We start from the raw sequence: 7,811 nt of genomic DNA, 5'->3' as shown, positions 1-7,811 counted from the left end.
AACAGCACCGTCATAGGTGACTGCCCGATCACTCAGATTGTCGACCTTTGTATTGGTTGAATAAAGCTGTGAACCATTAACAACATCGGTTGAAGTATCGGACAGAGTGCCTGCAGCTACATCGGTAATCTTGCTGTTTGTCTTTGTATCTGTACCGTGCTTTGCACTAAAAGCTCCTGCAGTCGTGTCCCACAAAAGAGCGTTGTTATTTAATCCGGTTACGGACGTGTTAAGGCTGGTCAGCGATGTATTGACGCCGCCCAAAGCAGAACCGACATTGTTGTAGTCCGTTCCTTGAATTGTGTATGTGGGTGCCGTTCCGGCAGCAACATCCGCACCGCCGCCCAGATAGGTCGAGGTGTTGGTGGCAACTGATGTCACCCGTGTCGATAGTGTAGATACGGTTGTATTCGTATCAAACAGCTGAGAGCCGTTAACAGCATCGGTAGAATCAGCAGATAAAGTTCCCGAAGCTACAGAAGTAACTTTCTTATCGTCTGCGTCTATGCCGGTTTTGGTAATACTCGGCCCACCTGTAATGGTAAGGCCGTTGGTATCCAAAACAGAATCTCCAGCTGTAACTTTATCGACAGATATAGTTTTCGCTAAATCAAAAGTGATATCATTGCTGTCCGCATCTTTAGAAACCGTCAGATTACTGCTACCCACTTTGAAATCAACGGATTCACCAGCCCCAACACCAGTCGCGTTTTTACCACCAGCAGAAAGACTCCAACCTTGGGAAGCAAATTCACGAAGTTGTTTAAGCTGAGCAACATTCACGGCATCCGTATCCGATGTACCCGCTGCCAGTCCTGTCAGTTGGCGCGATACTGACGAACCATTGCCAATGCTGACAGCACCTTGCGAACTGGCCCATGCGCCACTTGCGGTCGTTGATGCCGCATTTGACAACGGGTCATATCCAGCAATGCCAGAGGCAACCGACGCAACAGAATTCGTGCCAAGAGCGATACCGCCTGCGGCAGAAACGCTCGCGGAATTGCCCAATATGAAGCCATCTGCTGCGGTTATGCTACCAGAATTACCGATGATCCTGCTTGCGGTTGCAGTTGCGGAAATCGTATTGCTATTGCCGAATGCACCGGCATTGTTCGCATTGATTGTGTTGTCATTACCAAGGGAATAGGAACCATCACCCGTAATCGTTGTGGGATCGCCTATCGCGCCGGACTGTTTACCACTTACTCGGTTGCCAACGCCAATCGCAATCGAGGAATCGCCAGTGGCTGAAGAATCTGTACCAATAGCGATTGATGAAACACCTTGCGATACGGATTGTCCCCCCAGTGCAATGCTGTTGGTATTTGTCGCGCTTGCGCCAGCCGTTGCATTACCGCCAATGGCAACAGCATATTGGCCAGATGCGATTGTCGCTTTCGTTGCAGTACCGTCGCCGCCATATCCCATTGCAACAGAACCAGTTCCCATCGCTTGAGAGCCTATACCCATTGCGATACTGCCTGTACCATTTGCAGTGTTGTATATACCCATTGCTGTTGCACCAGCACCGCGTGCATTGTTGCCTACGCCGATCGCCGTACTACCGGTTAATTGCGCGTAGTTGTTCATGCCCATGGTCGATGAACCTGCACCGAGAGATCTGTTGCCGCAACCAAAAGCGTTTGAGTTTACACCCCAAGCAACGGTTTTACCGTTGTTCTCGCTTGTTGCGAAGTTTGGCACTGCATTTCCGCCGTTATTCCAATTTGCATTTGCGTTAACATAGGCAACAGTGGTTCCATTGATAGTACCTGATGGATATAGCGTTGGAGGCGTCGAAGTTTGCGCCGTCAATGATAATAACCAAGATAAGTTATCTACATTTTGTACCACCCGACTATTTGACAAACTAACACAGTCATTGTCTCCAGTAATTGCAGTGCCTAAACCACTTGAGCCGACGTACGATTGTCCAAGGTCACCTGTTGTGGCGCCTGTTCCGCCGCCACCGTTAGACCCGCCTGTCGATCCGCCGCTTAAGATCGTGCCAGCATATGCACTCATTGGTGCGGATACCATAAACGCTGCTGAACTTGAGAGGATCAAGATGAAAGCAGAGCGTATGGAGGCAGTCTTGTTAACTGTGATGCGCGTTGAGTGTGAAGCGCTAGATCCACAGCACTTTTGCGCTGAGGTTAATCGGCATTTAAACATTTGTAGACCCACAAACTATGAGGAATTGAGACAAATACGTGAAGGGATTGCTTATTTATTCTGGGTAAAAAACGAAATGAATACACATAATAAACAATATCAATCCATATCTTCAGTAGTTCTTAAGTTAAAGTCAGACAATTACCCGCGTTTATCGCCAACTGATGATTAAACATAAGTACTGTATTTTAATACAGTGTGAATGTATGTAAAACGCTAAAGCCATAGTGAAAACGGAATGAGACCGTATTTCAACAATGGATGAGCGCCGAGCAGCCAAATGAAGCGTTCATTCTAATCATAGCCCACGAAAAACAATTGAAAACGACAATTTTTGTCGCAAAATTCCGCTAACTTGACTGCAAGGGGAGGGTATCTACCATATTTCGAGAGATTCTTCAATACTTAAGAAAGCTTTTGAAAATACATCTTTTGACATTAAATGTGTCTAAATGTATCAATTTGATACATAAATTAAAATTATGATTTTAATTTTCTAATGAGTAGCTCTATATAAAAATATAATGCTAAATTGCGAAAAAACCATGATAATTTTGTTCTAAAAATTCTTTCGACGGAAAATCAAATTTCAAAAACATGTTTAAGGGGTGACCGGCAACAAGGATGCGGTGTCGGGGCGTCTATTCGTACTCTGATGCGCAATGCTCAAAATCTATAGGTAAGATAGACTTTTTAGCACTCTTGTTTTTTAGCTTTGCCGGCGATGTTTCGGGCATTACAAATCTGATAGACGCTAAAATATATCGCAGGGTTTAAGAGGGCGGGATAGCATTGTCATTGAACGTAATGATTGTACGTTTTGTTGTAATGTAATACTAATTTAATCAAGAATCCTGCTGAAACGTTCAGTTAACTGGTCGGCAATATGGGCGACTTTGGGGCCTAGTTCTGCAATCAGCATGTCGGTTGCGAGCGATCTTGGCATTGAAAGCGCTATACCTGCTGATGCATAACCGTCTCTGTTTAATATCGGCGCGCCGACGCATATCATTTCCGGATGAATTTGCCCATTATCCAGCGAATATCCTTGTGTTCGCACTTTATCGAGTTCCCGCTTGAGCGCTGCTACAGTTTGTATGCTGTATTGGGTCATTGGTTCCGGCAAGGGTTCAGACGTAATTTGTTTCAGCGTTTCTTCAGGCAGACGGGATAAAATCGCCTTACCTGTGGCAGAAAAAACCGCCGCTATACGCATCCCGATGCGAAATGTGACGCCAAGAGGTGACAGAGAGTTGCGTGTATCAATATAGACAACATCTGCACCTTCCCGCAATGATAATGTTAGAGTGTAATTGTCTAGTTCGGGCATATTGCGGATAATTTGGCGGAATCCATCAGCCAGACGATTATTTTTAAGATAGGCGTTGCTCCAACGTATTGCATGCGGCCCCATTATGTACCGTCCGGTATCAGAGCTTGTCAGGAGGTTTTCTTGCAGCAGCGTATGGCAAAGCGCATGAACACTGCTTTTGGCCATGCCGAGATCGCGCGATAGCTGCGATACAGTTGCCCCATCTTCTGTAGCTGCGATATGGTCCAGTAGTTTGATCATTTTTGCGACGGCTGGAACAGAACTAGTTTTATAAACTTCCGACATGGCTACCTTTTCGGTTTCTATCTCAAAAGCCTATAGCAAAATCTTTAAATCTTGACACCTCAAACTTTGTGCGAAATAATCAATATACAGAACATTGTTCATTATACGGAACGTTTCTCGAGGAGGATTCAGTAATGCGCTTAAAAGACAATAGCCTTTTGAGGAACCGCTGTTTGATTGATGGTGGGTGGCATGCGTCAGATGATGGCGAGACCATCGCAGTACGCAACCCGTTTGATGGCAGTTTGGTAGGGCAGGTTCCGGTGCTGACGGAAGAACAGGTCAAAGGAGCTATCGACGCATCACAAAGCGCGTTGATCAAATGGCGCAGCCTTGCGGCGCTACAACGCTCCGTTATCTTGCGCAGATGGTTTGATCTTATGGTTGAAAATGCTGATGATCTGGCAATGATTATGACGACAGAACAGGGTAAGCCGCTTGCTGAAGCACGTGGTGAAATTCTCTATGCTGCCTCATTCGTCGAATGGTATGCTGAAGAAGCCAAACGTATTTATGGCGATACCATTCCCGCACCGCAGGCCGATAAGCGTATTACTGTTATCAAGCAACCCGTGGGTGTAACCGCTGCGATAACTCCGTGGAACTTTCCGGCGGCCATGATAACGCGCAAGGCAGCGCCTGCATTGGCGGCAGGCTGTACAATGATCGTACGACCAGCCGACCTTACACCTCTTACTGCGCTTGCGCTGGGAGAGCTCGCTCAGCGTGCGGGGATTCCGAAAGGCGTCTTGCAGATCATTACCGGCAAAGCTCGCGAGATCGGCAAGATCCTGACTGACAGTAAAGTGGTGCGAAAATTATCATTTACCGGATCGACGGAAGTTGGGCGTCAGCTTATGTCGCAATGTGCAGATTCGATTAAACGCATATCACTTGAGCTTGGGGGCAATGCGCCCTTTATCGTGTTTGATGATGCTGATCTTGATGCCGCCGTAGAAGGGGCGATGGCATCCAAATATCGTAATGCTGGCCAAACATGTGTATGCGCAAACCGCATATTGGTACAGTCGGGCGTCTATGATGCATTTGCCGAGAAGTTAAAAACTGCCGTACAGGCTTTGAAAGTCGGGAATGGTACCGAAGCGGGAGTACAAATCGGGCCGATGATTGAAGAGAAAGCTTTGATCAAGATTGAAGAGCACATTGAAGATGCCTTGGCAAAAGGCGGTAAAATCATGTTTGGTGGAAAAAGGCTTGGCGGGCTTTTCTTTGAGCCGACAATCATGACGGGCATTACCTCGTCAATGAGGTTTGCGCAGGAAGAAACTTTTGGTCCGGTTGCACCATTATTCCAATTCGATACAGAGGAAGAGGCCGTTGCGATGGCCAATGACACGATATTCGGCTTGGCATCATATTTTTATACGCGTGACTTCGACCGTGCTATCCGCGTCAGTGAAGCACTGGAATACGGTATGGTTGGACATAATACCGGTTTGATTTCAAACGAAGTGGCACCTTTTGGTGGTGTCAAACAGTCAGGTTTGGGACGTGAGGGTTCGAAATATGGCATCGAAGAATATTTGGAAATCAAATATCTCTGTAGTGCTGTTTCTACGCTTTAATTGCGGATGATCAACTTCGCCCGCTTATATGTATATGAAACTGTCCATTGATATGGATCAGATATGCTTAATGAGGAGATATTGGCATGCAGGGATTTGTTTTTGACGCTGTACCATCCATTAATGTTGAATGGGGTGGTGTGCGACGTTTGGGAGAGCTGATTGCTGGTTGGTATGAGGAGCGCAATTTGCTTCTCGTCACCGACAAAGGGTTGCATTCGGCGGGTGTCTTAGAGCCAGCGAAGGCGTCGCTGGCGGCTGCCGGTTTCAATGTCACGATATTTGATCAGGTTGTGGCCGACCCCCCGGAAAAAATTGTTATGGATTGTGTCGAGCAAGCAAAAGCTGCAGGGGTCGACATCGTCGTGGGAATTGGTGGTGGTTCATCAATGGACGTGGCTAAGCTTTCCGCTGTGCTAGTCATATCTCAGCAAAATCTGCAAGAACTCTATGGCATTGGCAAGGTTAAAGGCAGGCGGCTGCCGTTGATACAAATTCCGACGACAGCGGGAACCGGTTCTGAAGCTACCAATATTACTATCTTGACTACGGGCGAAACCACAAAGATGGGTGTTGTTTCATCTCAGCTATATGCCGATAAAGCGGTCCTGGATGCTGAATTGACGATAGGCCTGCCGGCCATCCACACCGCTGCGACCGGTATTGATGCGATGGTTCACGCTATTGAGGCCTATACAAGCAGAGTGAAAAAGAATCCGTTGTCCGATGTCTTTGCACGTGAAGCGTTGCGGCTTTTGTCAGCCAATATTGTTGAAGCTTGCAAGAACGGTCATAATAGACATGCACGAGAGGCCATGTTGCTCGGCGCGAATCTGGCAGGACAGGCTTTTGCCAACTCACCTGTAGCGGCCGTCCATGCACTCGCTTATCCGTTAGGTGGCCATTATCATATTGCTCACGGTCTTTCAAATGCACTCATGCTCGGCCCCGTTTTGCGATTCAATATGCGGGGAGCCGCTTCATTATACGCTGAACTTGGTGATGTCGTTGGTACAGGTGTTACGGGGAGCGTTGAAAAACGTTCGGAAGCTTTTGTGAATTTCATGGATGAACTGATGACGGAAACCGGTGCGCCACGTCATCTCAAAGATGTGGGTGTCACCGATAATAGTTTGGCGTTGTTGGCATCGGATGCCATGAAGCAAACCCGTTTACTGGTGAATAATCCGGTTGAGGTAACAGATGCGGATGCTCTGGAACTATATCGTCAAGCATTCTAAGAAACATTGGGGAGAGAGAAATGAGTGATATAAAGCTCTATATGCTGCAATCAGGCAGCTTGAAGTGTAAATTGCATAATATCAAGATGAATGCGGGAGCCAATACCGATTATGAAATTCCAGTACCATTCTATTTGATAACCCACCCGAAGGGCAACATCATTATTGATGGTGGAAACGCTGTGGAGGTTGCAACTGATCCGCGTGGATATTGGGAAGGCATTTGTGATGTCTATTGGCCCGTTCTAGACCCAAAAGATGGCTGTGTCGATCAGTTGAAGCGTCTGGGTGTAGAGCCGGAGTCAATCCGCTATGTCGTTCAGTCCCATCTTCATCTTGATCACACAGGCGCGGTGGGGCGTTTTCCGAATGCCACACACATTGTGCAACGCCGTGAATATGAATATGCACATGCGCCCGATTGGTTTGCTGATGGCGGCTACATCAATAAGGATTTTGACCGTCCGAATTTGAAATGGCAATTCCTAAATGCAGAAGCAGATGATTATTATGATATCTATGGTGATGGCACGCTGACGACAGTTTTTACACCCGGTCATTCGCCGGGTCATCAATCATTTCTCGTCAATCTTCCAAATAATGGACCGATTATTCTGGCTGTCGATGCTGCGTATACAACCGATCATTGGGAAGAAAAAGCATTGCCGGGTTTCTTGGCTTCTGCGGTGGACAGTGTGCGTTCGGTTCAAAAATTACGCATGCTTGCAGATAAAACCGGGGCAATGGTAGTAACGGGTCATGATCCTGATGGCTGGAAGGCATTCAAAAAAGCACCGGAATTCTATGATTAATTCTCTCATGCGCTGGTCTGATTTGACCAGATGCGACGTGAGCTTTCATAACGCCTTGTAAAAGAATGGAATGCTGATATGCACCCTTCGCATATCGGCATTTCTTTTTATGATGAAAAGCAGGGACAGTCAGTTAGCGCATTGAGAGGTATTTTCCTGCTCATACCCATATTGCAACCGCTGTCGCGCGAGCCTTGACGCTGGTAAACGAAATGCGTTGCAAGAGTAATGATTTTTTAGCAGTATTTACCGTGTTACATTGATCCCAAATCACATGGGCATTGGAAAGCGTACCATACTCTAACATGTCTTAAGCTTAATCTAGCAACGCCGAGAATGTATTCGCGGTATGACAAAATCAAGCAACGCGCATATT

At 46.8% G+C, this 7,811-nt stretch carries 4 protein-coding genes and 1 pseudogene; 3 read left to right on the top strand and 2 right to left on the bottom strand.

The annotated features are described in order from the left end of the window. A pseudogene (locus ACYSNS_RS13420) lies at nucleotides 1–2,043 on the bottom strand (hypothetical protein); the annotation flags it as partial. A 976-nt stretch (nucleotides 2,044–3,019) separates the two neighbouring features. Beyond that, nucleotides 3,020–3,751, bottom strand: coding sequence for an IclR family transcriptional regulator (locus tag ACYSNS_RS13415; RefSeq protein ID WP_461723676.1), 732 nt, complete (start codon nucleotides 3,749–3,751; stop codon nucleotides 3,020–3,022). 179 nt (nucleotides 3,752–3,930) lie between these two features. Between ACYSNS_RS13415 and ACYSNS_RS13410 the strand changes: the two genes are divergently transcribed. The 3 genes from ACYSNS_RS13410 to attM all read left to right on the top strand — a co-directional run bounded on the left by ACYSNS_RS13410 (nucleotide 3,931) and on the right by attM (nucleotide 7,435). Further along, a complete protein-coding gene (locus tag ACYSNS_RS13410) occupies nucleotides 3,931–5,382 on the top strand; it encodes an NAD-dependent succinate-semialdehyde dehydrogenase (protein WP_461723675.1) in 1,452 nt (483 codons plus the stop codon). 86 nt (nucleotides 5,383–5,468) lie between these two features. Next, a complete protein-coding gene (locus ACYSNS_RS13405) occupies nucleotides 5,469–6,623 on the top strand; it encodes an iron-containing alcohol dehydrogenase (RefSeq protein ID WP_461723674.1) in 1,155 nt (384 codons plus the stop codon). A 20-nt stretch (nucleotides 6,624–6,643) separates the two neighbouring features. After that, entirely contained in the window at nucleotides 6,644–7,435 is a 792-nt protein-coding gene (attM, locus tag ACYSNS_RS13400; protein ID WP_461723673.1) for an AttM family quorum-quenching N-acyl homoserine lactonase, read from the top strand. Nucleotides 7,436–7,811 lie beyond the last annotated feature (376 nt).

The organism is Bartonella sp. LJL80 (assembly GCF_054871565.1).
This window is presented reverse-complemented; position numbering and strand designations above follow the sequence as displayed.

Bases quoted from the DNA above. Each gene is read 5' to 3' on its own strand.
- ACYSNS_RS13415 (WP_461723676.1), bottom strand. From the start codon at position 3,751: ATGATCAAACTACTGGACCATATCGCAGCTACAGAAGATGGGGCAACT.
- ACYSNS_RS13410 (WP_461723675.1), top strand. From the start codon at position 3,931: ATGCGCTTAAAAGACAATAGCCTTTTGAGGAACCGCTGTTTGATTGAT.
- ACYSNS_RS13405 (WP_461723674.1), top strand. From the start codon at position 5,469: ATGCAGGGATTTGTTTTTGACGCTGTACCATCCATTAATGTTGAATGG.
- attM (WP_461723673.1), top strand. From the start codon at position 6,644: ATGAGTGATATAAAGCTCTATATGCTGCAATCAGGCAGCTTGAAGTGT.